The sequence below is a fragment of the Promicromonospora xylanilytica genome (genome assembly GCF_054782895.1).
The window spans coordinates 259,826-285,775 of sequence record NZ_BAAGRP010000075.1 but is presented as its reverse complement, the minus strand read 5'-3'; the positions used below and the strand labels follow the sequence as shown (position 1 = coordinate 285,775).

The following is a 25,950-nucleotide window of genomic DNA, read 5'->3' as shown; positions in this document are numbered from 1 at the left end:
GGCCTTCACCGGGCCGGGTACGCTCACCCGCATGACGACGCAGCTCCACGCCTTCTGGAAGTCCGCCACCACCCTGCCGGTCATCGGTGGGCTGCTCGGCAAGCGGATCTTCACGGCGGCCTACACCTTCAAGGCCCCGTACTTCGGCAGCATCGCCCCGCGCGTGGTCGACATGCGGCCGAACTACGGCGAGGTGGTGGTGCCCAACCGGCGTCGCAACCGGAACCACATCGGCACGGTGCACGCCATCGCGGTCTGCAACGGGCTCGAGATGGCCATGGGCTCGCTCGCCGAGGCGACCGTGCCCGACGACAAGCGCTGGCTGCCCAAGGGCATGGAGGTCGCGTACCTCGCGAAGTCGACCGGTGACGTGACCTGCGTGGCCGAGACCGACCAGGCCCAGTGGGACGGCGACGACCGGAACCTGCCGGTGCGCGTGCGCGGTGTCCTGGCCGACGGGACGGTGGTGGTCGAGGGCACGATTCACCTGTGGGTCACGCCCAAGAAGAAGTGACCGGCTCCGACCTGTCAGGTCAGCGGGGGCGGCGGCGGGCCAGGGAGCGGACAGCGGCCTTCCAGCTCGCCGGCAGCTCGCGCACGTGCCACCACGCCGCCTGCGCCGGCACCGCGGTCGCGGCGCTCACGCCGATCCCGACCGCGTCGAGCCCGGCCTCCACGCAGGAGTAGAGCGTGCGGCGCAGGTGGTAGTCCTGCGTCACGACGACGGCGGTGCGCACGCCGAACAGGTCGTAGGCGCGCCGGCACGTGGCCGTGGTGTTGAAGCCCTGCCGGTCCAGCACTATCGCGTGGTCCGGGACACCGAGGTCGTTGTCCAGGAGCCAGCCGCGCATGGAGCCCGGCTCGTCGTAGCGGGTGCCGTCCGGGTTGTCGTGCGCGTCGCCGCTCAGGATGACCGTCGGCGCGATACCGGCACGGTAGAGCTCCGCGCCGGCCTCGACACGTCGGCGCAGGTACGTGGACGGCGTCCCGTCGGAGCGGAGTCCCGCACCGAGCACGATGACGGCGTCGGCCTTCTCGATCTCGCTGTGGTCGTTCCGCACGCGGGTGTGCCCGGTGGCCTGCACCGCGGCGACGGGGACGATGAAGGCGACGGCGAGCACGCCCGCGACGAGGCCGGCGACCTTGAGGGGAGTCACGAGCGGAACCGTACCGTGCTCTGGCCGTTGCGTGGGGCGGCGGCGTGCGGCGGCGTGCGGCGGCGAGGAGCGGTGTGCGGCGGCGTGCGGCAGCGAGGAGCGGCGTGGTCGGCAAGACGTCAGGTCATCGGTAACTCGGGTTGCCGACCACCTGACGTCTTGCCGACCACATGGGTCCGTCGCGGCGCTAGGCGGCCAGCCTCCCCAGCTCTTCCCGGAGGTTTGTCTCCGCGGCGGCCTGCCAGCGAGCCGCACCTGGTGCGGTGCGGAAGAGGGGACCGCCGGCCAGGAGCGCGCGGAGGACCTCGGAGCGTCCGGCGCGGAACAGCGGATCGGGCACGTCGCAGTACTCGGCGCGCACCTGCAGCGTGTACCGGGTGTAGACGGCGGGGCTGCCGCCGACCACCGCCAGGTCGGCGTCGCTGACCAGGCCGCCGACGACGTCGTCGGGCGCGGGGTCGTGGTCCGCCGTGACCAGGACGAGGCGTGCGACCTCGTCGAGGTCCTCGCCCGTGACACCGTTGCCCGCCAACGGGCCGAGCAGCTCGGCGACCAGCGCCGCCGAGCGCTCCTCGTCCTGCCCGGCGACGCCGTCGTGCACCGCGTCGTGGAACCAGAGGGCGAGGCGGGCGTGCCAGAGCGCGCGCTCCGAGACACGGGCCTCGCCGGCGATGGAGTCGAGCGCGTCGAGGGCCACGGCCAGGTGCAGGGTGGTGTGGTAGACCCGGTGCGGCTCGCGCCAGCGGTCCACCAGCTCCTCGCCGGCCTTGTGCGCGAGGACCGGGTCGGCCCACAGGGCGTCCCACCGGGTCAGGAGGGCCGGACGCTTGGCGCGGCTGCGCTCGGCGCCCGGGACGCGCAGACCGGAGGTTGCCAGGCGGCGGGCCAGGTCGCCACCCTCCGCGGGCACCGCACCCGCCGCGACGAGCGCGGCGTACCGCTCGGCCGGGACGTCGTAGTGGTCGAGGTCGAACGCCCGGTCGGGCACGCCCTGCGCGCGGGCGAAGAGGCGGAGCTCTTGCAGCGACCCGTCCGAGACCAGGTGGGAGAACAGGGTCCCGTGCGCGGGCCAGGCCGGCGGGTCGATGAGGAGGGTCACTGGACGAGCCTACGGCGGGTCGGGTGATCGCCTGCACTACGGCCGGGGCATAAGGCTTGGTCGCGGCGGGGTGCTTCTGGCTGTGCGTCGTGGTCTGCGGGTGATCTTTGGTGAATCACCCGCAGAGTTGCTCATTCTGGTCATTGGACCCCAACCTGTGGAAAACGAAGGCTCAGAAGAAGGAACCCTTTACGTGGAAGGGCTTCCTCACCGAGACAGCGGTCGGTGCGGCCTCTGTGCGGTCGCGAGTCGCATCGCGCCGACAGCAACGGCGGCGGCTTCTGGCGCGATCCGATCGGTGACCTCTGCGGTTTCTCAGCGTGCGTCGTCGGCTGCGCAGGCGATGGCGTCCGCTGTGTCGCGGAACAGGTCGACGGCTGCTGCGGCGGCGGCGCGGCAGCGGATCTCGAGTGCTGTGTCGGGCTTGAAGCAGCGCTTGTCGGGGTCTGGTTGCTCGTTTGCTGGGTCTACCGGGGTGTTGATGGCGGACGGCTCCGTCAAGGCGATCGACCAGGTCGAGCCTGGTGACGAGGTGGTGGCCACTGATCCGGAGAGTGGCGAGCAGGAGTCCAGGCCGGTCGAGGCGGTGCATGGTCACGACGACGTCATGCTCACCCTGGTCCTGACGACCAGCACTGGTGAGAAGCGCGAGATCCTGACGACCGAGGACCACCCGTTCTGGTCGCAGTCGGATCAGGAGTTCCAGCGGGCTGACGAGCTTGCTCCGGGTGAGCAGGTGCTGACCGCGGACGGTGGCAGCATGGAGGTCCACGCGATCGAGACCGAGGAGGTGACCTACGGGCCGGCCTGGAACCTAACTGTCCAGGGCCTGCACACCTACAGCGTGATCGCTACCGGTGCTGATGTCGGTGCTGGCACCACCCGCGGGCCACCCGCTCACGCTCAGACCGACGCAGTCCTTGTTCACAACTGTCCGATTGCCCCTGGTCAACCGGGTGCGGCAGGTGCAGGTGCGCGGGGCGGGGGCCATGGTTCGCCGGGCAGCCTGGCAGACAACCTCGGCGACGATGTCGTCTTTCACTACACGGACGAGACTGGACTTAATGGCATTACGGGTAGTGGCGTGCTCAAGCCGGACGGTAAGGGTCGAGTGTTCGTAACGCAGGAGATGCTTTCGGCTGGTGACGCTCACAATGTGCTCTTCGCCGGCGCGCCGAGCCATGCGGGGCGAGGGAGCCACCTTCTCGCTATTCGATTGCGGGAGGGGGCAGCAGTGGAGCAGCAGGTGCAGAGATTTGAGCTAGTGCACCAGGGGGCACTCAGGTTTGATCCCTCAGATATTGTGTTCTCGGGGATAAATCCGTTCTGACGACTGGAGGATCAGTGATTATCGACTTAAGTGCGCAGGAGTGCGAGAAGGCATTTGAAGCGATCGTTCGGCTCAAGTTTGATGACGATGATGATGTTCCCGGGCCGTATTTCGCCAGCCCTTTTGTGTCGAGTGCCCTGGCGAAGATGTTCTCGGCCCTGATGGAGGAGGCGGAGACCTCAGGGGATCGCCGAAGCGTCGACGCGTGGCTGAAGTGGCGCAATTGGAAGAACCGTTCGCACGAGAGGCGGATCCTGGTTCGTCGCGCTGCATCGTGGGGACCTTGGGATGGGTGGAGCGACGGAGAGCGTGCGGACGTTCTTCGTTACGGCGCGGCACCGTTCTTGCTGAGCGATTCGGATGTCGATGACCTCATTGCAGAGATCGACGCTGTGAGGAATTGAACATCCTTGTGGGATGGTCATGAGAAATGTTATAGCCGATGGTTTCTCGACTCAGAATTCATGAGCGCAATTCGGAGTACTGCGCGGCCGAACAGAATGCGAAAGCCCTGCGGGTTGATCTGATGGCCAGTCCTCAATGTCGTGCAACCTTGAATGTAGTTCTCTCTTTGACAAGGATCAGAAAATGAACGACATCGGCTTTTACGTGTTCCTCGCCCTCGTCATCGCAGCCAGCTTCGTCGTGGCGAACTGGCTATTTCGTCGGGCGGCAGCCAAGCGCTCCGGTTCTGGCGTCGTGCAGCTGGTGGTCTGGGCGCGCTCGGGCAAGGTTCCCGGCCTGAAGCGGCAGAAGAAGTGGGTCAAGGCCACGGCGCGTGTGGGTGAGTCCGGGAGTCTGGTGTGGGTCAAGCCCGCTGGCGATCCAGTGGCGGTGACCCTGCGGAGCCATGAGTCGCGCCCGCGGAACAAGAGCGACCTGTGGTTCCTCGACCCGGGGACCCCGGTCTGGGAGGCCGTAACCGCCGACGGCCAGGAGCTGGGCATCGTGATTCCGCAGTCACGTGAGCACTGGTTCGTCAAGCAGCTGCCGGCCGCGGATGAGCCGGCGATGCTCTTGTAGGCTGCCTACGCCACCTCGTACGGCCAGTAGAACTGCGCACGCCAGGACTGCACACAATAGAACGGCCCCGCCGGAAATCCGGCGGGGCCGCTCTGTTTGAGCACCGGGTCAGCTCACGGCAGGGTGACCGCGAGCTCAACCCCTGCGGCGCGAGAGAGCGCGAGAGCACGCACGACAGAGCCCGTGGCGAGCAGTGCTCACCACGGGCTCGGGTCGTCAGGATCGGATGATCACGCCTGCGGAGATCCAGCAGGTGCGTCGGGCGCGGCGGCTGATGCCGGCGCTGCCGCGAGCTCGGCTGCCGTCCTGCGCTTGCGCGCCGTCCGAACCAGGTCGGACAGTTCTCGTCCGCCACCTCGGTCAGCGCCGAGCCCTCGAAGACGTACCGCTTGCCGGTGAATCCGTCCTCGGCGTAGTCCTGCACCTTGGCAGCGCCCTCACCAAGGTCTTCGCTGTCCATCTCTGCGAGCAGCTCGGCGGAGGTCATCCCCGCAGCGTCTGCGGCCTGGTCCGACACGGCGAGCAGCATCGTGCCCGTGGCGGTGTCGTCGCTGTTGAGCGTGAGGTCCACGCCCATTTTCACGCAGGCCGAGAGGAGTAGTGCGCTCAGAAGCAGCGTGGCGGCGCCGAGCGCGCGCCGTGCGTTGCTCATGCGCGAAAAATCGCGGCCCCGTTCGTCGGAAATAGACCTTCCCTTGAGTCCTGCCTCGTTTCACCCGGCAGTCTGCCGGATCGTCAGGCGGACGTGACCGGAGGCCTCACTGCTCGACAAGCTCCATCGTCTGCCGCGCGATCGCCAGCTCCTCGTTGGTCGGCACCACCATGACCAGCGGCGCCTGCTCACTCGAACCCGCCGAGACCACCCGCGCCTCGTCCGACCGCGCCTCGTTCGCCGCCGGGTCGATCGTGAGCCCGAGGAACTTCAGGTCCCGCACCACGCCCGAGCGGATGCGGTGGTCGTTCTCGCCCACACCGGCGGTGAACGTCAGCACGTCGATGCCGCCCAGCACCGCCGCGTACGCACCCACGTACTTGCGCAGCCGGTGCAGGTACACCTCCAGGGCGAGGCGCGCGTCGCCGTCGCCCGTGTCGGCCAGCTTTCGCACCTCGCGCATGTCGTTCACCCCCGACATGCCCAGCAGGCCGGACCGCTTGTTGAGCAGCGTGTCGACGTCGGACGCGGACAGGCCGGACCGCACCAGGTGGAACACGATGCCCGGGTCCACGTCTCCGGGGCGGGTGCCCATCACGAGGCCCTCGAGCGGCGTGAACCCCATCGACGTGTCGACCGGGCGCCCACCCAGGACCGCCGACGCCGACGCGCCGTTGCCCAGGTGCAGCACCACCTGGCGCAGCGTCTCGGGACCGCGGCCCTCGGCCGCCAGCTTGGCGACGACGGCCGGGTGGGCGGCCACAGCGGCCGACACGAACTCGTGCGACGTGCCGTGGAAGCCGTACCGGCGGATGCCGTGCTCGGCGGTGACCTTGCGGTCCAGGGCGTAGGTCGCGGCGGCGGCGGGCAGCGGTGCGAAGAAGGCCGTGTCGAACACCGCGACGTGCGGCAGGTGCGCCAGCAGCTCGCGCGCCACCTCGATGCCCTTGACCGCGGCGGGGTTGTGCAGCGGCGCGAGCGGGATGAGGTCGCGCACGGCGGCCACGACGTCGTCGTCGACCAGCGTGGGCTCGGTGAACACCGCACCGCCGTGCACCACCCGGTGCCCGACGGCGGCGATGCCGGCGTCCGCGAGGGACGGACCCGACTCGTCGAAGAGGTCGAGCACGAGGCGCAGCGCCGCACCGTGGTCCGGCACCCGTGAGTCGCGGACCGTCTCGGCGTCGCCGGACTGGTGCGTGGCCGACCCGGTGGACTCGCCGATCCGCTCGACGATGCCACCCGCTATCGACCGGCCGGACGCCGGGTCCACGAGCTGGTACTTCAGCGACGACGAGCCGGAGTTGAGAACAAGAACGGTAGCCACAGGGCGAGCCTTTCAGAAGTCCGGTTGCTGTGGGCGCGATCTTCGTCACGTCGCGCCGGTCTGCGGCGCGATGTTCGCGCCGACAACCACGTCAGGGGGTCTGGGCCTGGATCGCCGTGATCGCCACCGTGTTCACGATGTCCTGGACCAGTGCGCCGCGGGACAGGTCGTTCACCGGCTTGTTCAGGCCCTGCAGCACCGGTCCGACGGCGACCGCCCCCGCCGACCGCTGCACCGCCTTGTAGGTGTTGTTGCCGGTGTTCAGGTCGGGGAACACGAACACGGTGGCCCGCCCGGCGACGTCGGACTCGGGGAGCTTGGACGCGGCGACCGAGGCGTCGACGGCGGCGTCGTACTGGATGGGGCCGTCGACGTCGAGCTCAGGGGCGCGCTCACGGACCAGACCCGTGGCGGTGCGCACCTTGTCGACGTCGGCGCCCGTTCCCGACTCGCCGGTCGAGTACGACAGCATCGCGATGCGCGGCTCCACGCCGAACTGCGCGGCGGTGGCCGCCGAGGAGACCGCGATGTCGGCCAGCTCGTCCGACGTGGGGTCGGGGATGACGGCGCAGTCGCCGTACACGAGCACCCGGTCCTCCAGGCACATGAGGAACACCGACGACACGGACGACGTACCGGGCTTGGTCTTGATGATCTCGAACGACGGCCGGATCGTGTGCGCCGTCGAGTGGGCGGCGCCGGACACCATGCCGTCGGCCAGGCCGAGGTGCACCATCATCGTGCCGAAGTACGAGACGTCGGTGACGATCTCCCGTGCCCGCTCGACGGTCATCCCCTTGTGGGCGCGCAACCGGGCGTACTCGGTGGCGAACCGCTCCACGTGCTCGGGGTCGTGCGGCGACAGCACGCGCGCGGCCTCGATGTCCAGGCCGAGCTCGGCGGCGCGGGCCCGGATCGGCTCATCGGAGCCGAGGATCGTGAGGTCCGCGATCTGCCGGGCCAGCACCGTGGACGCGGCGCGGAGGATCCGGTCGTCGGAGCCCTCCGGCAGCACGATGTGCCTGCGGTCGTTGCGGGCCCGCTCGATGAGCTGGTACTCGAACATCAGCGGCGTGACGACCTGCGGGCGCGGCAGGTCCAGGCGGGCGGCCAGCGCCGCGGCGTCGACGTTGCGCTCGAACAGGGCGCGCGCGGTCTCGACCTTGCGCACCGAGCCCTTGTCCACGCGGCCACGGGTCTCCGCCGCGGCACTGGCGGCGCGGTACGTGCCCAGCTCCGTGGTGATGACGGGCAGCTTGGGCCGCATCGCCTCCAGCAGCTCCGCGGGCCGGCCCTGCGGGTAGAACCCGCCGTTGAGGATGATCCCCGCCAGGGACGGGAACGACGGCGTGAGGTGCGTGGTGAGCAGGCCGATCAGCAGGTCGGTCCGGTCGCCGGGGGTGATCACGACGGCGCCGTCGGTCAGCCGTTCGAGCAGGTGCTCGAAGCTCATCGCGCCGACCTGCAGCTCGAGCGCCTCGCGGACCAGCAGCTCCGGGTCGCCCAGCACGAGCGTGCCGTCGACGGCCTCCAGGAGCTGGCCCACCGTCGGCGCCTGCAGGAACGGCTCCTCCGGGATGGTCCAGACCGGTAGGTCGGGCTGAGCCGTGGCCAGCAGGGACCGCACGTCGAGCGCGCTGTGGGTGTCCGCGCGGTTGACGACCAGACCGATCGCCTGGGCGTGGTGCGCCGCCAGCTCGGCGAGACTCACCTCGGCCAGGGCCCGGATGTCCTCGGGTGCCCGCTCGCGGCCCGAGACGACGAGCAGCACCGGCGCGCCGAGGTTCGCCGCGATCCGCGCGTTGAACGAGAGCTCGGTCGGGCCGGCGACGTCGGTGTAGTCGGTGCCGAGCACCACCACCGAGTCGCAGCGCGCCGCGAGTTCGTGGAACCGGGACACGATGCGGCTCAGTGCCGCCTCCGGGTCCGCGTGCACGTCCGCGTAGGTCACGCCGATGGCGTCGGCGTACCCGACGTCGACGCCGTCGTGCTCCAGGAGGAGCTCGAGCACGTGGTCACGCTCCCCGCTGGTGTCCTCGGCCTCCGTGGCGCGCGACACCGGCCGGTAGACCCCGACCCGCTGGCCCTTGCGGACCAGCAGGTCGAGGACGCCCAGGGCGACCGTCGACTTACCGCTGGCGCCTTCGGGGGATGCAATGACGATGCTGCGCGTCGCGCCGGTCACGTGCCGCTCCATGTTCGCTCTGTGATATTTGGTGCTACTCGTTGTCTCCACCAGTGCCGAGCGTAGCGTCAACCTGGTCCCCGTCGGCCAGGTCCTGGGCGTCGGGCCAGACCCAGTCGCGCACCTCCGGGATGTCGTCGCCGTGCTCACGGGTCCAGGCGCGAGCCCGCAGCCGCGCGTCCTGCATGCGCTGGCGCAGCACGGCCTGGCCGCTGCCGAGCGACGGCACGCGGTCGATGACGTCGATCACCAGGTGGTACCGGTCGAGGTCGTTGAGCATGACCATGTCGAACGGCGTCGTCGTGGTGCCCTCCTCCTTGTACCCGCGCACGTGGATGTTCGGGTGGCCCGCGCGACGGTAGGTCAGGCGGTGGATGAGCCAGGGGTACCCGTGATACGCGAAGATGATCGGACGGTCGGTCGTGAACAGGCCGTCGAACTCGCGGTGGGTCAGGCCGTGCGGGTGCTCGGTCGCGTCCTGCAGCCGCATCAGGTCCACCACGTTCACCACGCGCACCTTCAGGTCGGGCAGCTCCCGCCGCAGGATGTCCGCCGCCGCGAGCACCTCCAGGGTCGGCACGTCGCCGGCGCAGCCCAGCACGACGTCCGGCTTCTCGCCCGGGGTCTCGGTACCCGCCCAGTCCCAGATGCCGAGGCCCCTGGTGCAGTGCTCGATCGCTGTCTCCAGATCGAGGAAGTTGGGTGCGGGCTGCTTGCCCGCGACCACCACGTTGACGTACTGACGGCTGCGCAGGCAGTGGTCGTACGTGCTGAGCAAGGTGTTGGCGTCCGGCGGGAGGTAGACCCGCACGATCTCCGCCTTCTTGTTCATCACGTGGTCGATGAACCCGGGGTCCTGGTGGCTGAACCCGTTGTGGTCCTGCCGCCACACATGGCTGGACAGCAGGTAGTTCAACGAGGCGATCGGTCGCCGCCACGGGATGTCGTTCGAGACCTTGAGCCACTTGGCGTGCTGGTTGAACATCGAGTCGACGATGTGGATGAACGCCTCGTAGCTCGTCAGCAGCCCGTGCCGGCCCGTGAGCAGGTAGCCCTCCAGCCAGCCCTGCACCTGGTGCTCGCTCAGCACCTCCATGACGCGTCCGGCCCTGGCCATGTGCTCGTCGACGTCCGGCCCGAGGTACTCGGCGTTCCACTGCTTGTTCGTCGCGTCGTACACCGCCTGCAGGCGGTTCGACGCCACCTCGTCCGGCCCGAAGATGCGGAAGTTGTCAGGGTTCAGCCGCACCACGTCGGTGAGCCACTGGCCCAGGACGCGGGGCGCCTCCGACGTGGTCCCGCCCGGTGTCGGGACCTCCACCGCGTACTCGCGGAAGTCCGGCAGCCGCAGGTCCTTCAGCAGCAGCCCGCCGTTCGCGTGCGGCGTGGCGCTCATCCGCAGGTCGCCCTCGGGGGCCAGCTCGCTGATCTCGGGCAGCACGCGGCCGTCGTCGTCGAACAGCTCCTCCGGACGGTAGGACCGCAGCCACGCCTCGAGCACGCGCAGGTGCTCGTCGGTGTCGCGGGCGCTCGCGAGCGGCACCTGGTGCGCGCGCCACGAACCCGTCGTCTTCTTGCCGTCGATCTCGTCGGGGCCGCTCCACCCCTTGGGCGTGCGGAACACGATCATCGGCCACGCAGGGCGGCTCAGGTCGCCCTTCGCCGCCCGCGCCTTGATCGCGGCGATCTCGTCGAGCACCTCGTCGAGCAGCGCGGCGAACCGGCGGTGCGTCTCGAGCGGCGACTCGTCCTGGTCGTACCCGCCCTCGAAGAAGTACGGCGTGTGCCCGTAGCCCACCATGAGGTCCCGCAGCTCGTCCTCCGGGATACGGGCCAGGACGGTCGGGTTGGCGATCTTGTAGCCGTTGAGGTGCAGGATCGGCAGCACCACACCGTCCTGGGCCGGGTTGACGAACTTGTTCGAGTGCCACGACGTGGCGAGCGGCCCGGTCTCCGCCTCGCCGTCGCCCACCACCGCCGCGACGAGCAGGTCCGGGTTGTCGAAGGCCGCGCCGTAGGCGTGGCTCAGGGAGTAGCCGAGCTCGCCGCCCTCGTGGATCGACCCGGGCGTCTCCGGCGCGACGTGGCTGGGGACGCCGCCCGGGAAGGAGAACTGCCGGAACAGGCGCTGGACGCCCGCGGCGTCCTGCGTGATGTCGCTGTAGACCTCCGAGTAGGTGCCGTCCAGGTACGCCGAGGCGACCAGGCCCGGCCCGCCGTGACCCGGACCCGTGACGTAGACCGTCTGCTGTCGCCGCTCCGTGATGGCCCGGTTCAGGTGCGCGTACAGGAAGTTCAGTCCCGGCGTGGTGCCCCAGTGCCCCAGCAGCCGCGGCTTGACGTGGTCCGGGGTGAGCGGCTCGCGCAGGAGCGGGTTGTCCAGCAGGTAGATCTGCCCCACCGAGAGGTAGTTCGCGGCTCGCCACCAGGCGTCGATGCGCTCCAGGTCGGCGGGCTCCAGCCGGGCGACCCCTGTCGCGCGCCATCCGGTGGCCGGGGAGTCGGGGACTGTGGTCGTAGTCATCACTCACGCTCCTACCTGCTGGTTACCTGCGGAATCTGTGCCGGGTCGGCTCCTTGATCATTCGAACGCAGAACGGCTGGGCACGCGACACGTCCGCGGGCGGTTACCGTTGACGTCATGCCTGTCAGTGCCCCCAGCACACCCACACCGACGGCGCACGACGCCGATGCGGCACCCGAGCGCCGCACCTTCCTCCAGGTCGCGCGGCAGCCCCGCATGATCGGTCTGCTGCTCGTGTTCCTGCTGGCAGCGCTCCTGTGCGGCAGGCTGGGCGCGTGGCAGCTGGACCGCGCGTACGAGCGCGCGGAGCTGGCCGCGCAGCAGGAGGCGGCGGAGTCCGCGGCGGCCGGCCCGTCCTGGCTGGGCGACGTGCTCGCGCCGCAGGAGAGCTTTCCCGGTGAGCTCGTGGGCCGCGAGGTCCGGGTGACCGGCGAGTTCGAGCCGACGGGCTCGCTGCTGGTACCGGGCCGCGCGCTGGAGGGGCACACCGGCTACCTCGTGCTCGCCCCCTTCCGGGTGTCCGACGACGGCATGGGTGGCGACTCCTGGGCCGACCTGTCCGGCCCGCCCGTGCTGGCCCTGGTCCAGGGCTGGGTGCAGTCGCGGGCGGACGCGAAGGCCCTCGTCCTCCCGGAGGGCGAGGTCACGGTGACGGGCTGGCTGCAGGCGGGCGAGGCGACGTCGGGGAGCGCGGCGGTCGTGGACGGACAGGTCGACCAGATCGCCCTCAGCGCGCTCGTCAACGAATGGGGCGGCCCCATCTACACCGGCTACCTCGTGGCGACCGGGGGTCCTGGCTCACCCGAGGGCGGCGGGGTCGCCGCCCTGCCGCGGCCCACCATCGACGGCGGTTCGGGCGCCAACCTGCAGAACGTCTTCTACGCGCTGCAGTGGTGGGTGTTCGGCGGCTTCGCCGTACTGCTGTGGATCCGTCTGGTCCGGGACGAGATGGCCGGCGGGCGCAGGGGCGGCGAGCCGACCTCCGCCGACACCGGTATCGCGGGTCTGCCGTCGTCGTAGCGCTCGCCGCGCTCCTCGCTCTCCTTGGGCTTCGAGCGCTCGACGGGCGCGTCAGCCGACCAGGCTCTTGAGCATCTGGTCCACCGCCTGCTCGAGGACCGGCCGGGGCATGGCGGCGTTGAACCGCACGAAACCGTGGCCCGCCTCGCCGCACATGCCGCCGTCGGTCAGGGCGACGCCCGCGTGCTCCTGGAAGTGCCCGGCCAGACCGGCCGACGCGGGCGGGACGTCCAGGCCGCGGCAGTCCAGCCAGGCCAGGTAGGTGCCCTCCGGCCGGCGGTAGCCGATGCCCGTCCCGTCGAGCAGCTCGCCCAGCCGGGTGAGGTTGCCGTGCAGGTAGGCGATGGTGTCGTCGAGCCAGTCCCGGCCCTCGGAGTACGCGACCTGGTTCGCCAGGACCCCCGGCGTCGACGCCCCGCCCTCGACGCGCCGGCCCACCTCGTTCCAGAGCCGCACGTCCGCGTCGTTGGACAGGACGATCTGCGCGCACTTGAGGCCGGGCAGGTTCCACGCCTTCGAGGCGGAGGTGGCGGTCAGCGTGTGGCCGGCCGTCGTGTCGTCGAGGGACGCGTACGGCACGTGCCGGTGCCCCGGGTAGACCAGCGGGGCGTGGATCTCGTCGGAGAACACCCGCCCGCCGTGGCGGTCCACCACCTCGGCGACGGCCAGCATCTCGTCCGGCTCGAGCACCCTGCCGATCGGGTTGTGGGGGTTGCAGAGCACCAGCAGGTGGCCGCCCGCGCGGAACGCCGCGTCGAGCGCGTCGAGGTCGTAGGTGTACCGGCCGTCGGCGTCCCGCAGCATCGGCACCTGGATCACCTCGCGGCCGAGCCCGCCGGGCAGTGTGAGGAACGGCATGTAGGCCGGGGTCGGCAGGATGATCGGCGAACCGGGGCGCGAGAACCGCGTGATGGTGTGCTCGAGCGCGGTCAGCACGTCGGACACGGGCCGTACCCGGTCCGGGTCGACGGTCCAGGAGTACCGGTCGGCGGCGAACGACACATACGCGTCGACCATGCCCGTCACGAGGGTCGGCGGGAGGTAGCCGAGCAGGCCGCGGTCCACGGCGTCGTGCAGGGCGGCCGCGACCGGGGGTGCGAGCGGGAAGTCCATCTCGGCGACCCAGGCCCCGATGGTGCCGGGGTAGGCGGTCCACTTGAGGCTGCCGTTGTCGCGGAGGTGGTCAGCGGTCAGGGCGTCGAAGGCGTGAGCGGTCACGCTTGCATTGAACCAGGTGCGGCACGCCCGCGGCAGGGACGACCGGGGGGCGTCAGCTCAGGTAGCGCGCCTCCAGCGCGGCGAGCTTCGCCTCCGCCTCGGTGTGGATCTTCTTCTCCAGCACGAACGACATCACGGGCACCACACCGGCGATCACCATCGTGACCAGGCGGCCGAAGCCCCAGCGCATCTTCGACCACAGGTCGGCGACGGTGACCAGGTACGCCACGTAGATCCAGCCGTGCGCGAACGGCACCCACGCGATGAACGGCATGACGCCGTCCACGTCGGTCAGCGCGCCCACGCCGTACTTGATGCCCAGCTCGACGCAGAGGATCAGCAGCATGACACCGGTGACGAGAGCCATGAAGCGGTAGCGCGCCATGGCGCCGCGAGCCTTGCGGATCGCGGTGGCGGCTGCCTCGGCGGAGATCTCGGGAGCAGTCTGAGGGGTACTCACAACCATCGAGGATATGCCTTCTCCGGCATGCGATCTGCCGTGGGGATAAAGCGTGGATCAATGTCAGTGGTCGTCCGTACCGTGTTGATCGTGCGCTCCCTCCCCTTTGCCGATCCCGGCACCCCGCCGCTGCGCGGTCCACTCACCCTGCTCCTGTGGCTCGCGCGGAAGCAGGCCCGTGTGGTGCTCGTCGCGATGGCGTTCGGTGTGCTCGGTTTCACGTGCAGCGCCTTCCAGCCGTTCCTGCTCGGCCGCATCATCGATCACGCGAGCGCGTCAGGGCTCGACCGGACCACCTGGACCTGGGTCGGCGTGATGCTGGGTGTCGGCCTGGTCTGGATCGCCTCGAACGCGATCGGGCACCGGTGGGACATCGCCGCGTGGATGCACGCGGCCTTCCGCACGTCCCAGCTCGTGACACGCACCGTGTCCCGCTCGGGGCACAACATCACCAAGGAGCTGCCGACCGGCGAGGTCGTGTCCTCGGTGGCGAACGACACGATGCGCATCGGCGAGGTCTTCGCCATCGCGGGGCAGGCCATCGGCAGCATCGCCACCTACGGCATCGTGACGGCGCTCATGCTCTCGCAGTCGGTCACGCTGGGCGTCGTCATCGCGCTCGGGCTGCCCGTCGTCGCCGCGATCCTCGCCCTGCTGGTCAAGCCGCTCCAGAAGCGGCAGAAGCATCAGCGCGAGGCCCAGGGCCGGCTCACCACGCTCGGCGCGGACACCGTCTCGGGCCTGCGGATCCTGCGCGGCATCGGCGGCGAGAAGGTCTTCACCGGCCGCTACCGCACGCAGTCGCAGAAAGTGCGTGAGGCCGGCGTCGACGTGGCGGGCACCCAGTCGGTGCTGGACGCGCTGCAGATCCTGCTGCCCGGGCTCTTCATCGCGCTGGTCGTGTACCTCGGCGCGGTGGAGGCCATCGCGGGGCGCATCACGACGGGCCAGCTGGTCTCGTTCTACGGGTACGCCGCGTTCCTGTCCTGGCCGGTGCACCTGCTCGTGCAGTCGGTCAACGTGGTGACCAAGGCGCACGTCGCCGCCGCCAAGGTCGTCAAGGTGCTGCAGGTCGTCCCGGCCACCGGCGCGGCGGGCTCGACGGCGGCCATGCCGCCGGCCGGCGTGCCGCTCGTCGACGAGGCGACAGGGGTCACGCTCCAGCCGGGGCGCGTCGTCGCCCTGGTCAGCCCGGACCCGGACGAGTCGGCACAGGTCGCGATCCGGATGGGCCGGTTCGACGACGAGGCGGAGGCAGGCACGCCGGTCACGCTCGGCGGGGTCCGGCTCGCCGACCTCGACAAGCGCGAGCTGCGCGAGCGCATCGTCGTCGCGGACGCGACGCCGTCACTGTTCTCCGGCCGTCTCGCCGGCGAGCTCGACGTGCGGGACTCCGCCGACCGGGAGGCGCTGCTGCGGGCCATGCACATCGCCGACGCGCACGACGTGCTCGACTCGCTGCCCGACGGCATCGAGGGCGAGATCCCGGAGAAGGGGCGCTCGCTGTCCGGCGGTCAGCGGCAGCGGGTGGCTCTGGCCCGCGCGCTGCTCACGGACCCGGAGATCCTGGTGCTGGTCGAGCCCACCTCAGCGGTCGACGCCCACACCGAGGCGCGCATCGCGCAGCGGCTCACCGCGTGGCGTCGCGGCCGGACGACCCTGATCGTCACCGCGAGCCCGCTCGTGCTCGACCACGTGGACGACGTGATCTTCCTGGCCGACGGGCAGGTCGTCACGCACGGGACGCACCGCGATCTGCTCGACCTGCCCACGAACGCCGACGGCGGGCGTGCGGCCGGCCGCTACCGGAGGGTGGTCGGCCGCTCGCTGGACGAGGACCTCGACGCCGAGCTCGACGAGCTGCTGGGCGCGACCAAGATGCCGGAGGGAGGCACACCATGAGCACGGAGAAGATCCTGCCGATCGCCGACGCTGCCGATACGTGGCAGTACACGCGAAAGATGCTCGGGCGGCACCGGGCACCCCTGGTCGTCATCACGGTGGCCAACACGGTCGCGGCGGTGGCCGGCCTGGCGGGGCCGTTCGTGCTCGGCCGGCTCGTCGACGCCGTCACGGAGGGCACCACGCTGGAGGTGGCGCGGAACCTGGTCCTCGTGGCCGTCGCCGCGGTGGTGCTGCAGGCGCTGATCACCCGGTTCGCGCAGCGGCGCGCCATGGTGTTCGGCGAGACGGTGTTCGCGGACATGCGCGAGGAGTTCGTCGAGACGGTCACGTCCCTGCCGTTGTCGACCGTGGAGACGGCGGGGACCGGCGACCTGATCGCCCGCACGACCCGTGACGTCAACCGCATCCAGAACGCGGTGCGCTTCGGTGTGCCCCGGCTGGTGATCGCCGTGGTGACGCTCGTGCTGACCATCGTGTTCAGCCTGATCGTGTCGCCGCTGGTGGCGCTCGGGATGTTCGTCGGCGTGCCGGTGCTCGTCGCCGTCGCGCGCTGGTACCTGAAGCGAGCCACCCCTGCCTACCAGCGGGAGTCGGCCGCCTACGCGCGGCTCGACGGCACCGTCACCGAGTCGGTCGAGGGTGCGCGCACCATCGATGCGCTCAAGATCGGCGGCCGTCGCACGTCGCGCGGCGACGACGACCTGCACGAGGCGTTCGAGGCGGAGATCGGCACGCTCAACCTGCGGACCGTGCTGTTCCCGGGGGTGGACTTCGCCTTCATGCTCGCGCCGATCGCGGTGCTCGTCTGGGGAGGGTTCCTGGCCTCGGAGGGCACCGTGACCATCGGCGTGGTCGCGACGATCGTCATGTACACGTACCAGCTCCAGGGCCCGGTGTGGGAGCTCATCTTCTGGCTGGACGAGATCCAGGTGGCCGCGACGTCGCTGTCCCGCATCATCGGCGTCCGGCTGGTGCCGGCGGACCGGACGGCCGGCGAGGAGGTGCCCGGCGACGAGCAGGTGCGGGGCACGGACGTGCGCTACGCGTACCGCGAGGGGACCGACGTGCTGCACGGCATCGACCTCGACCTCAGGGTGGGGGAGCGGCTGGCGATCGTCGGGCCGTCGGGCTCCGGCAAGTCGACCCTCGGCCGCATGCTGGCCGGCATCCACCCGCCCACCGGCGGCACCGTGAAGGTCGGTGGGGTGCCCCTCGTGGACCTGCCGCTGGAGGACCTGCGCAAGCACGTGGCGCTCGTGACCCAGGAGCACCACGTGTTCGTGGGGTCGCTGGCGGAGAACCTGCGGCTCGCCAGGATCGAGGCGAGCGACGACGAGCTGATGGAGGCCCTGCGTGCCGTGGACGCCCACGGCTGGGTCGAGGCGCTCGACGACGGCCTGGCCACGGAGGTGGGTTCAGGCGGCTACCGGCTCACTCCCGCGCAGGCGCAGCAGGTGGCGCTCGCGCGGCTGGTGCTGCTCGACCCGCACACGCTCGTCCTCGACGAGGCGACGTCGCTGCTGGATCCGCGCGCGGCCCGGCACCTGGAGAGCTCGCTCAACGCGGTGCTCGCCGGGCGCACGGTCGTGGCCATCGCCCACCGCCTGCACACGGCGCACGACGCCGACCGCGTGGCGGTGCTCGACGGCGGCCGGATCACCGAGATCGGCCCGCACGACGAGCTGGTCGCGGCAGGCGGCGAGTACGCCAAGCTCTGGCGCAGCTGGCAGCACGAGTGAGCAGCCGTGTCCAGGGGAGAGGTCCCCTAGGGTTTTCGGTGCGCGGCGCGGCGGCGTGCGGACGCGGTGGCAGGCATCCTCCGGGACGCCCGCCCGGACCTGCGGCTCACCGTGAAGGGTCACGGCGAGCGGCAGCCGATCGCGGAGAACGAGGTCGACGGCAAGGACAACCCGGCGGGCCGGGCCAAGAACCGGCGGGTCGAGGTCAGCTACACCGGCACCTCGGGCTGAGCACTACCCGGCGGGCGTCCGCCGCCCCAGCCCGGCCGAGATCCGGGCGGCGGCGTCCCGCACCACGGGCGCGAGCGTCTCCAGCCGCTCGGGCGGCATGTACGGCCGAGTCGCCGTGACGCTGATGGCCGCGACGATGGCGTTCGACGTGTCCCGGACCGGCGCGGCGACACAGAGGATGCCCGGCTCGTTCTCCTCCAGGTCGAACGCGACTCCCTGTGCGGCCGAGACCTCCATGACCTGCACGAACGCCTCGGCGGTCAGTACGTCGTGGTCCAGGCCGTGCCCGGCGCCCACCGGCCGCTCCGCGACGAAACGCTCGCTCCAGCGACCCGGGCTGTCCAGGAGCAGCGCCTTGCCGATCCCGGTCCGCGTCAGCGGCATGCGGTGCCCGATCTGCGAGCGCATCACCGCACCTCGGGTTCCCGGGATCTTGTCGAGGTAGAGCACCTGGCCCCGGTCCTCGATGGCGAGGTGGACCGTGTCGTGCACGCGCTCGGCGAGCGCGCGCAGCACGGGTGCCGCGATGGCGGTCACCGGGTTCTCCTGCAGCGCCTGGTAGCCGAGCTCGATCAGGGCGGGCCCGAGCGCGTAGGCGCCGTCGTCGAGCTGGCGCAGGTAGCCGGTGGCGAGGAGCAGCTGGAGCAGGCGGTGGGTGGTGCTGCGCCCCACGCCGGTCTCCTCCACGATGTCGCGCAGGCGGGTCCGGCCGCCGGCCACGGCGTTGACGACGGCGATGCCGCGGGCGAGTGTCTGGGTGCCCGGGGGAGTAGCGGCGGGGGCGGTCACCGCATCAGCGTATCCCGATAATAGGGATGCGGTTCAGATAGTCGGGACGCCCGCTCTACCGTCCGGAGCATGGCTGACGAACCGTCGGAGCGCGACGCCGCGCTCCTCGCCCTGGACTGGGGCACCACGACGTTCCGGGCCTGGCTCCTCGACGGCACCGGCGCCGTCCTCGACCAGGTCCGTACGAACGACGGCGCCCTCACGATCTCGGAGCGATCCGACTCGGCCCGCGTGCGGGCCGCGGCGTTCGAGGAGACGTTCACGCGGCTGTGCCGCCCGTGGCTCGCCGAGCACCCCGGCGTACCGGCGCTGTGCGCGGGGATGGCCGGCTCGAACCACGGCTGGGCCGAGGCCGGATACCTCGACGTGCCCGCGGACCTCGGCGGCCTCGCCGAGCGGCTGACCGTCGTGCCCGCGGGCGACGCCGTGGTGCACCTCGTGCCGGGGCTGCGGGCCACCGGCACGGATCCGGACGTCATGCGCGGCGAGGAGGTCCAGCTCGCCGGGGCGCTCGCCGTGGCGGCAGACCGGCCGGGGACGGTGGTGCTGCCCGGCACCCACTCGAAGTGGGTGCGTCTCGACGGCAGCCGGGTGACGGGCTTCACCACCGCGATGACGGGCGAGCTCTACGGTCTGCTGATGCGGGACAGCATTCTCGCGCGGCTCGCGACGGGCGAGCCGGGCACCGAGGTCTCGGCGGCCTTCGAGCGGGGGCTCGACACCGAGGCGGGGCGGGGCGACGAGCGCGGGCTGCCCGCACTGCTCTTCACGGCGCGCCCCCTCGTGCTCGCCGGCCGGCTCGAACCCACCGAGGTGGCCGACTACGTGTCCGGGCTGCTGATCGGAGCCGAGGTGCGGCACGCGCTGCGCGCGACCCCCGCCACCGTCGTCGCTCTGTGCGGGCCGCCGGCGACCGAGCAGCGCTATCGCTTCGCGCTGGAGCGCGCCGGCGCGAGCGTCCACGTCGTCGGGGAGGACGCCGCCACCCACGGGCTGTGGCAGGTCGCCCTCGACGCGGGCCTCGCGCAGGCCGCCCCGCGCACCCCGGCCGCACCGCGGACCACCCCGACCACCGAGGAGCAGCACGCATGACCTCCCAGCCCACCGGCCTCGTGGCCATCCTCCGCGGGGTGACGCCCGCCGACGCCGTCGCCGTGGCGGAGGCGATCTTCGACGCCGGGTTCCACGCCGTCGAGGTGCCCTACAACTCCCCGGACCCGCTGGAGTCGGTCCGCCGGATCCGGGCGGCCGGACCGGCCGACCGCCGCGTCGGCGCGGGCACCGTGCTCACCCCCGACCAGGTGCGCCGGGCCGCCGACGCCGGGGCGTCGCTCATCGTCTCGCCGAACACGCGGGCCGACGTCGTCGCGGAGACCGTGCGGCTCGGTCTGACGAGCTACCCGGGGGCGGCGACGCCGACCGAGGCGTTCGTGGCCCTGGACGCGGGTGCGCGAGCGATCAAGCTCTTCCCGAGCACGGCCGTCGGCACCGACGGCATGCGGGCCTGGGCCAGCGTGCTGCCCGCGGGGACGGAGCTGATCCCCGTCGGGGGCGTCGACGCCACCAACCTCGCCGGCTGGATCGCCGCCGGTGCGGCCGGCGCCGGGATCGGCACGTCCCTGTACCGCCCGGGCGACACGCCGGACGTCGTCGGCGAAAGGGCCACCGAGCTGGTCCGCATCTGGAACGACAGCGTCAGGAGCGCGCAGTGAAGATCACGTCGATGACCACCTTCGTCGTCCCGCCCCGGTGGCTCTTCCTCAGGATCGAGACCGACGAGGGCGTCGTCGGCTGGGGCGAGCCCGTCCTCGAGGGACGGGCCGCCAGCGTCGCGGCGACCGTCGAGGAGCTGTCCGACTACCTGATCGGCAAGGACCCCCGCCGCATCGAGGACCACTGGACGGTCCTGTACCGGTCCGGGTTCTACCGTGGGGGCGGCATCCACATGAGTGCGCTCGCCGGTATCGACCAGGCCCTCTGGGACATCAAGGGCAAGGCGCTCGGGGTGCCGGTGCACGAGCTCCTCGGTGGTCAGGTGCGAGACCGCATCAAGGTGTACTCGTGGATCGGCGGCGACCGGCCCGCCGAGACCGCCGCCCACGCGAAGGACGCCGTCGAGCGCGGCTTCTCCGCGGTCAAGATGAACGGTCCGGAGGAGCTGCAGTACCTCGACACGCGCGACAAGGTCGAGAAGGTGGTCGCCAACGTCGCCGCCGTGCGGGAGGCCGTCGGCCCCGACATCGGCATCGGCGTCGACTTCCACGGGCGGGTGCACCGCCCCATGGCCCGCGTGCTGCTCGACGCCCTGCAGCCCTACCACCTGATGTTCGTCGAGGAGCCGGTGCTGTCCGAGCACGTCGACGGCATCGCGGACGTGCTGCGCGCCTCGGCCACCCCCATCGCCCTCGGGGAGCGGCTCTACTCGCGGTGGGACTTCAAGGACGTCATCACCTCCGGCGTGGTCGACATCATCCAGCCCGACCTGTCCCACGCCGGCGGCATCACGGAGGTCCGCAAGATCGCGGCCATGGCCGAGGCCTACGACGTCGCCGTCGCCCCGCACTGTCCCCTCGGCCCGATCGCGCTGGCGGCGTGCCTGCAGCTCGACGCCGTCGCGTACAACGCGGTGATCCAGGAGCAGAGCCTCGGCATCCACTACAACACCTCGAACGACCTGCTCGACTACATCGTCGACCCGGCGGTCTTCGCCTACGAGGACGGCTCCGTCGCCATCCCGCAGGGACCCGGCCTCGGCATCGAGGTCGACGAGGACTACGTCCGCGAGCGCGCCGTGGACGGCCACCGCTGGCGCAACCCGGTCTGGCGGCACGCGGACGGGTCGTTCGCCGAGTGGTGATCCGGCGTGCGGGACGTTACACGGCCGTGGAGCGCCCAGCCGCTGTCGGCCCCATAGACTTGCCGTGTGTCGTCCACCGCCCCTGAAAGCCAGCCCCCGACCCCTCGACCGGTCATCGTCGTCGACTTCGGCGCCCAGTACGCCCAGCTGATCGCCCGCCGCGTGCGCGAGGCGAAGGTGTACTCCGAGGTCGTGCCGCACACGTGGACCGTCGAGCAGATGCTCGCCAAGGACCCGGCGGCCATCATCCTGTCCGGCGGGCCGTCCTCCGTGTACGCGGCGGGCGCCCCGTTCGTCGACCCCAAGCTGTTCGAGGCAGGGGTCCCGGTCATGGGCATCTGCTACGGGTTCCAGGCCATGGCCCAGGCGCTGGGCGGCGAGGTCGCGCAGACCGGGCTGAGCGAGTACGGCGGCACGGAGGTCGAGGTGTGCGCCTCCGGCATGCTGCTCGCGGACACCCCCGAGCACCAGACGGCGTGGATGAGCCACGGCGACGCGGTGCACAAGGCCCCGGTCGGTTTCGAGGTCCTCGCGACGTCGGACGGCTCGCCCGTCGCCGCGTTCGAGGACACGCACCGCCGCCTGTTCGGCGTGCAGTGGCACCCCGAGGTGAAGCACTCCGCGCACGGCCAGCAGGTGCTCGAGCACTTCCTCTACGAGGGCGCCGGCCTGGCCCCCGACTGGACCCCCGGCAACGTCATCGCCGACCAGGTCGCGAACATCAAGGCGCAGATCGGTGACTCGCGCGTCATCTGCGCGCTGTCGGGCGGCGTGGACTCCGCCGTCGCGGCGGCGCTCGTGCAGAAGGCCGTCGGCGACCAGCTGACGTGCGTGCACGTCGACCACGGCCTCATGCGGGCCGGCGAGGTCGAGCAGATCGAGAACGACTTCGTCGCCTCGACCGGTGTGCGACTCATCGTCCGGGACGAGAAGGAGCGCTTCCTGACGGCGCTCGCCGGCGTCAGCGACCCGGAGACCAAGCGGAAGATCATCGGCCGCGAGTTCATCCGTGTCTTCGAGGACGCGCAGCGCGACATCGTCGCCGAGGCGGGTGCGCACGGCGAGGAGGTCAAGTTCCTCGTGCAGGGCACGCTGTACCCGGACGTCGTGGAGTCCGGCGGCGGCGAGGGTGCGGCCAACATCAAGAGCCACCACAACGTGGGCGGCCTGCCCGACGACCTGGACTTCTCCCTGGTGGAGCCGCTGCGCACCCTGTTCAAGGACGAGGTCCGCGCGGTGGGCCGCGAGCTCGGGGTGCCCGAGGAGATCGTCTCGCGCCAGCCGTTCCCCGGCCCCGGCCTGGGCATCCGGATCGTCGGCGAGATCACCGCCGAGCGCCTGGAGATCCTGCGCCGCGCCGACGCCATCGCCCGCGAGGAGCTGACGAAGGCCGGCCTGGACAACGAGATCTGGCAGTGCCCCGTGGTGCTGCTCGCCGACGTCCGCTCGGTGGGCGTCCAGGGCGACGGCCGCACGTACGGGCACCCGATCGTGCTGCGCCCCGTCTCGTCGGAGGACGCGATGACGGCGGACTGGACCCGCCTGCCGTACGACGTGCTCTCGACCATCTCGACGCGCATCACCAACGAGGTGCGTGAGGTCAACCGTGTGGTGCTCGACGTGACGAGCAAGCCGCCGGGCACCATCGAGTGGGAGTGACCTCCTGCGGCCCTGCCCCTCGCCGGGGGCAGGGCCGCAGTGCTGTGCGGCGGGCGTGCGACCCCGGGGTGCTCCTGGGCGCTCCCGGGGTGCTCCCGCGGGTGCTCACCACCAGCCGATGAGGCGGGCCCAGCTCAGCCCGATCACGGTGCCGAGCAGCAGGTAGGGGCCGAACGCGATACCCGTCTTCCAGCCCGCGCGCCGGCCCAGCAGTAGGACGATCGCGACCACTCCCGCGACGATGTGCGCCGCGAAGATGCCGACCAGCAGGATGTACCAGGAGTGCCAGGTCAGCAGGGCACCGAGGCTCAGGGCGAGCTTGACGTCCCCGTACCCCAGGCCGCCGCGCGGGGCGATGAGGTAGAGCACCTGGTAGACGGCGAAGAACGCCAGCGCGCCGAGGGCCGCCCGTCCCAGCGATCCCCAGGCACCGGTCCCGAGCGCCGCCAGCGTGAGCAGGAGTGCTGTCGCCCACGTCAGGGGGAAGACGAGGACGTTCGGCAGCCGGTGCGTGCGCGCGTCGATCACGGCGAGCGCGGCCCCCACGACGGCAAGCATCAGGTACGCGGGCGTCAGCCAGCCCGGACCGCTCGCCCAGAGGGCCCAGACGACGGCGGGCACCGCGGCGAAGCCGATGGCGCGCGCGTACGGCCGTACCTCGGCCCGGGCGCGCACGTACTGGCGGACGACGAAGGGCTCGGCCGGGGTCGTCGCAGCCGGTTCGGTGGGGCTCACCGGGTGAGGCTATCGGCGGGCACAGGACGGGTGCGACTGCAGGGTGGGTGTGGGTGTGGGTGTGGGTGTGGGTGTGGTCGGCGGCCGGGCGACTCGTCGCGGCGGTACCTGCCTGGACCTCAGCCTGGAGACGGGCTTGGAGGCGGGCTTGGCGACGGGCTTGGAGGCGGGCCTGGAGACGGAGTTCGGCGATTGCAGACTTGGTCGCGGCCCGCCCCGTCGACTGCAGACTTGGACGCGGTTGTGGGCCCTCAGGCCGCAATGAAGTCTGCAGTCGGCACATGGGGATGCGACCAAGTCTGCAGTCGGCGACGCCGGGGGCCGGGGGACCTTCGTCGGGATCACCGCCCGGTGCCGGTGCCGGTGCCGGTGCCCGGGGCCGGTCGGCGGGTGGCGGTCGGTCGTCGGCGGGCCGGGCGACTCGTCGCAGTTGCACCTGCCCACTGCAGACTTGGTCGCGGCCCGCCCCGTCGACTGCAGAGTTGGACGCGGTTGTGGGCCCTCAGGCCGCAACGAAGTCTGCAGTCAGCACATGCGGCTGCGACCAAGTCTGCAGTCGGCGACGCCGGGGGCCGGGGGACCTTCGTCGGGGCCGGAGGAACCGCCAGCGGGGCCGGGGGGACCACCAGCGGGGCCGGGGGGACCGTCGGCGGGACCGGGGAACCGCCAGCAGGGCCGGGGCCGGGGACCGTCAGCGGCGCGGCGAGCGACCTACGCCTCCACCAGCGCCGCCGCCTCCCGGTAGGTCTGCTCGGTCGCGGCGAGCACCTCAGGCCAGGCCACTCCGGCGGGTGGTGTCGCGGCCCGCGCCAGGAGGCCGTCCAGGAGGCCGGGCTCGGTCGCCAGCCGCACGATCGCGTCGGTCAACGAGTCGTCGTCGGGGACGACGAGGCCCGTGGCGCCGTCGGTCACCCGCTCGGCCACGCCCGAACCCGAGCGGGTGAGCACGGCCAGCCCTGCCGCCTGCGCCTCGAGAGCGGCCAGGCCGAACGCCTCCGCCACGGCGGGTGCGGCGAAGACGTCGGCCCGCGCGTAGAGGCGCTTGAGCTCGGTCGCGGTGAGCCGCCCCGGCAGCGAGACGACGTCGCGCAGGCCGTGCTCCATGACGAACCGGCGGGCCGCCGCGCGGTCCGGGCCGTCGCCGGCGAGGGTCACGAACAGCGCGCCGTCGGGGAGTGCCGACGCGGCATCGGCGGCTGCTGTGAGCAGCGGCAGCATCCGCTTGCGCGGCGCGAACCGGGCGGCGGACACCAGGTGCACGGCGGACCCTTCGGGCCGCGCGCCACGCTCGGTACGCGGAACCCGCCAGGCGTCCAGGTCGAGGCCGTTGGGCAGGATCGCCACGTCTCCCGCGTTCCGGGATCCGCCCACCGAGCCGCCCACTGAGCCGCCCACCGAGCCGCCCACCGAACCATCCACCGAGCCGCCCACGACTCCCACCCCCGCCGAGGACACGAGCCGTCGTAGCGGCGCCGCCGTCAGCTCGCTCACCGCCGACCACCGCACGGGCCAGCGCGACCAGCGGAGCACGACGTCGGCCGCCGCGAAACCCCGCCAGGCGCTGCCCCACACGCTGTGCACGGTCAGCACGGCGGGCAGTCCGAGCCTGGTCACCGGGCGCAGCGCCGCCTGTACGGTCGGGGCGAGCACCCCCATGTGCAGGTGCACGACGTCGGGGCGCTCGCCTCGCGCGATCACGTCCCGCAGCCGGGCGGTCACGTGGGCGGTGGAGCGCGGGTGGACGGGCCAGCCGCCCGGCACCCGCGCGGCGACGCGGTGCACGGTCACCCCGTGCTCGACGGTGGTGCTCACCCCGTGCGCTCCGGGAGCCGCCGGCGTGGTGGTGATGACCTCGACGTCGTGGCCCGCCGCTGCCTGCTGTTCGGCGAGGCGGCTCACCTGGGCCTCGATGCCGCCGAGCAGCGGGAGGTAGGTGTCCGACAGATGAGTGATCCGCACGCTGACATCCTCGCAGGCACCGCGTGACCGGGCCGGTACGAAGCATCGAGGCCGGTCCGGACCTGGACCGACCTCGATGGG

Annotated in this window: 23 protein-coding genes; 12 read left to right on the top strand and 11 right to left on the bottom strand. The window is 71.5% G+C overall.

The features are described from left to right. Positions 1-31 precede the first annotated feature (31 nt). Entirely contained in the window at positions 32-514 is a 483-nt protein-coding gene (locus ACYVK7_RS25380; protein WP_460890515.1) for a hotdog fold domain-containing protein, read from the top strand. Positions 515-533: 19 nt separating this feature from the next. Here the strand turns inward: ACYVK7_RS25380 and ACYVK7_RS25375 are convergent, their stop codons facing one another. Next, the gene (locus ACYVK7_RS25375; protein ID WP_460890514.1) at positions 534-1,157 is read right to left on the bottom strand and encodes a SanA/YdcF family protein; all 624 of its coding nucleotides are present in this window, start codon (positions 1,155-1,157) and stop codon (positions 534-536) included. Positions 1,158-1,344: 187 nt separating this feature from the next. After that, a complete protein-coding gene (locus ACYVK7_RS25370; protein WP_460890513.1) occupies positions 1,345-2,256 on the bottom strand; it encodes a DUF4031 domain-containing protein in 912 nt (303 codons plus the stop codon). Between the two features lie 481 nt (positions 2,257-2,737). On the opposite strand from ACYVK7_RS25370, the gene ACYVK7_RS25365 reads away from it, so the two are divergent. The 3 genes from ACYVK7_RS25365 (at position 2,738) to ACYVK7_RS25355 (ending at position 4,609) form a co-directional block, all read left to right on the top strand. After that, positions 2,738-3,586: a polymorphic toxin-type HINT domain-containing protein gene (locus ACYVK7_RS25365; protein ID WP_460890512.1), complete on the top strand. Its 849-nt coding sequence runs from the start codon at positions 2,738-2,740 to the stop codon at positions 3,584-3,586. Positions 3,587-3,600: 14 nt separating this feature from the next. Continuing rightward, a complete protein-coding gene (locus ACYVK7_RS25360) occupies positions 3,601-3,990 on the top strand; it encodes a hypothetical protein (RefSeq protein WP_460890511.1) in 390 nt (129 codons plus the stop codon). Positions 3,991-4,174: 184 nt separating this feature from the next. Beyond that, a complete protein-coding gene (locus tag ACYVK7_RS25355) occupies positions 4,175-4,609 on the top strand; it encodes a hypothetical protein (RefSeq protein ID WP_460890510.1) in 435 nt (144 codons plus the stop codon). Here ACYVK7_RS25355 and ACYVK7_RS25350 read toward each other — a convergent pair. The 4 genes from ACYVK7_RS25350 to ACYVK7_RS25335 all read right to left on the bottom strand — a co-directional run bounded on the left by ACYVK7_RS25350 (position 4,566) and on the right by ACYVK7_RS25335 (position 11,297). Continuing rightward, positions 4,566-5,186 (bottom strand): LppM family (lipo)protein, encoded by a 621-nt coding sequence (locus tag ACYVK7_RS25350; protein ID WP_460890623.1) that lies wholly within the window; start codon positions 5,184-5,186, stop codon positions 4,566-4,568. The genes ACYVK7_RS25355 and ACYVK7_RS25350 overlap by 44 nt on opposite strands. A 181-nt stretch (positions 5,187-5,367) precedes the next feature. Then, positions 5,368-6,588, bottom strand: coding sequence for an acetate/propionate family kinase (locus tag ACYVK7_RS25345; RefSeq protein WP_460890509.1), 1,221 nt, complete (start codon positions 6,586-6,588; stop codon positions 5,368-5,370). A 91-nt stretch (positions 6,589-6,679) separates the two neighbouring features. Continuing rightward, positions 6,680-8,785 carry a phosphate acetyltransferase gene (gene pta, locus ACYVK7_RS25340; protein WP_460890508.1) on the bottom strand — a complete coding sequence of 702 codons (2,106 nt, stop codon included), beginning with the start codon at positions 8,783-8,785 and terminating at the stop codon, positions 6,680-6,682. Between the two features lie 22 nt (positions 8,786-8,807). Continuing rightward, positions 8,808-11,297 (bottom strand): phosphoketolase family protein, encoded by a 2,490-nt coding sequence (locus tag ACYVK7_RS25335; protein ID WP_460890507.1) that lies wholly within the window; start codon positions 11,295-11,297, stop codon positions 8,808-8,810. A 117-nt stretch (positions 11,298-11,414) separates the two neighbouring features. On the opposite strand from ACYVK7_RS25335, the gene ACYVK7_RS25330 reads away from it, so the two are divergent. Then, a complete protein-coding gene (locus tag ACYVK7_RS25330; protein ID WP_460890506.1) occupies positions 11,415-12,317 on the top strand; it encodes an SURF1 family protein in 903 nt (300 codons plus the stop codon). A 51-nt stretch (positions 12,318-12,368) separates the two neighbouring features. Here the strand turns inward: ACYVK7_RS25330 and ACYVK7_RS25325 are convergent, their stop codons facing one another. Beyond that, on the bottom strand, positions 12,369-13,535 hold the full coding sequence (locus tag ACYVK7_RS25325) for a MalY/PatB family protein (protein ID WP_460890505.1): 1,167 nt from the start codon (positions 13,533-13,535) through the stop codon (positions 12,369-12,371). Between the two features lie 52 nt (positions 13,536-13,587). Then, on the bottom strand, positions 13,588-14,001 hold the full coding sequence (locus ACYVK7_RS25320; RefSeq protein ID WP_460890504.1) for a DUF3817 domain-containing protein: 414 nt from the start codon (positions 13,999-14,001) through the stop codon (positions 13,588-13,590). Positions 14,002-14,055: 54 nt separating this feature from the next. Here ACYVK7_RS25320 and ACYVK7_RS25315 point away from each other — a divergent pair, with 54 nt between their 5' ends. From ACYVK7_RS25315 to ACYVK7_RS25305, 3 genes are all read left to right on the top strand, one after another. Next, on the top strand, positions 14,056-15,897 hold the full coding sequence (locus ACYVK7_RS25315) for an ABC transporter ATP-binding protein (protein ID WP_460890503.1): 1,842 nt from the start codon (positions 14,056-14,058) through the stop codon (positions 15,895-15,897). Continuing rightward, on the top strand, positions 15,894-17,639 hold the full coding sequence (locus ACYVK7_RS25310; protein WP_460890502.1) for an ABC transporter ATP-binding protein: 1,746 nt from the start codon (positions 15,894-15,896) through the stop codon (positions 17,637-17,639). The genes ACYVK7_RS25315 and ACYVK7_RS25310 overlap by 4 nt, the downstream gene beginning before the upstream one ends. Before the next feature lie 66 nt (positions 17,640-17,705). After that, complete coding sequence (locus tag ACYVK7_RS25305; protein WP_460890501.1) at positions 17,706-17,870, top strand: hypothetical protein; 165 nt, start codon at positions 17,706-17,708, stop codon at positions 17,868-17,870. A gap of 3 nt (positions 17,871-17,873) precedes the next feature. Here the strand turns inward: ACYVK7_RS25305 and ACYVK7_RS25300 are convergent, their stop codons facing one another. Further along, a complete protein-coding gene (locus ACYVK7_RS25300; protein WP_460890500.1) occupies positions 17,874-18,659 on the bottom strand; it encodes an IclR family transcriptional regulator in 786 nt (261 codons plus the stop codon). Between the two features lie 69 nt (positions 18,660-18,728). Here ACYVK7_RS25300 and ACYVK7_RS25295 point away from each other — a divergent pair, with 69 nt between their 5' ends. From ACYVK7_RS25295 to guaA, 4 genes are all read left to right on the top strand, one after another. Beyond that, positions 18,729-19,751, top strand: a complete 1,023-nt coding sequence (locus ACYVK7_RS25295; protein ID WP_460890499.1) for a 2-dehydro-3-deoxygalactonokinase — start codon at positions 18,729-18,731, stop codon at positions 19,749-19,751. Then, entirely contained in the window at positions 19,748-20,371 is a 624-nt protein-coding gene (locus ACYVK7_RS25290; protein ID WP_460890498.1) for a 2-dehydro-3-deoxy-6-phosphogalactonate aldolase, read from the top strand. Before ACYVK7_RS25295 ends, ACYVK7_RS25290 begins: the two co-directional genes overlap by 4 nt. Next, positions 20,368-21,516 (top strand): galactonate dehydratase, encoded by a 1,149-nt coding sequence (gene dgoD / locus ACYVK7_RS25285; RefSeq protein WP_460890497.1) that lies wholly within the window; start codon positions 20,368-20,370, stop codon positions 21,514-21,516. Before ACYVK7_RS25290 ends, dgoD begins: the two co-directional genes overlap by 4 nt. Before the next feature lie 66 nt (positions 21,517-21,582). After that, complete coding sequence (gene guaA / locus ACYVK7_RS25280) at positions 21,583-23,175, top strand: glutamine-hydrolyzing GMP synthase (RefSeq protein ID WP_460890496.1); 1,593 nt, start codon at positions 21,583-21,585, stop codon at positions 23,173-23,175. A 105-nt stretch (positions 23,176-23,280) separates the two neighbouring features. Here the strand turns inward: guaA and ACYVK7_RS25275 are convergent, their stop codons facing one another. Continuing rightward, positions 23,281-23,910 (bottom strand): prepilin peptidase, encoded by a 630-nt coding sequence (locus ACYVK7_RS25275; RefSeq protein ID WP_460890495.1) that lies wholly within the window; start codon positions 23,908-23,910, stop codon positions 23,281-23,283. Between the two features lie 711 nt (positions 23,911-24,621). Next, the gene (locus tag ACYVK7_RS25270) at positions 24,622-25,869 is read right to left on the bottom strand and encodes a glycosyltransferase family 4 protein (protein ID WP_460890494.1); all 1,248 of its coding nucleotides are present in this window, start codon (positions 25,867-25,869) and stop codon (positions 24,622-24,624) included. Positions 25,870-25,950: the final 81 nt, after the last annotated feature.